The following is a 430-nucleotide window of genomic DNA, read 5'->3' as shown; positions in this document are numbered from 1 at the left end:
GGCCAGCCGCGCAGGTCGAGCCCGGTGACGTTGCCGCTGCCCTTGCACGCGGAACGCAGCGTCAGCATCAGCGCGAGCAGCCGCGCCTCCGGTCCCGGCACCGGTGCGTGATCGCGGACGTGGGCGAGGACGGTTCGCGCGTGCTCCCACTGGTTGGGGCCGGTCAGCAGCCTGGCGACGGCTCCCTCGCCGTCCTCGCCGGTGCGCTGCGCGTGCTGCGCGCGGGCGGTGGCGGCGGCCTGTTCGGCGCGCCGCGCCTCGGCCCGCAGACTCCCGTCGTCCGTCACGTCCGCCCAGGTGGTGAAGGCGAGCGCCTTGCGTTCGTGCAGCCCGGCCAGGACCGCGAGGTCGGGCTCCGCGGATCTCTGATAGGCACGGAAAGCGTCGCCGAGCTCGATCAGTTCGTCCCGCAGGACGGTGGGCTGGAGAT

1 pseudogene is annotated in these 430 nt (G+C 74.2%); it reads right to left on the bottom strand.

The annotated features are described in order from the left end of the window. A pseudogene (locus AB8Z36_RS42175) lies at nt 1-430 on the bottom strand (hypothetical protein); the annotation flags it as partial.

The organism is Streptomyces flavofungini (assembly GCF_041028215.1).
GTDB lineage: Bacteria > Actinomycetota > Actinomycetes > Streptomycetales > Streptomycetaceae > Streptomyces > Streptomyces flavofungini_B.
The sequence above is the reverse complement of the archived record's forward strand: the minus strand, read 5'-3'. Positions and strand labels throughout refer to the sequence as shown.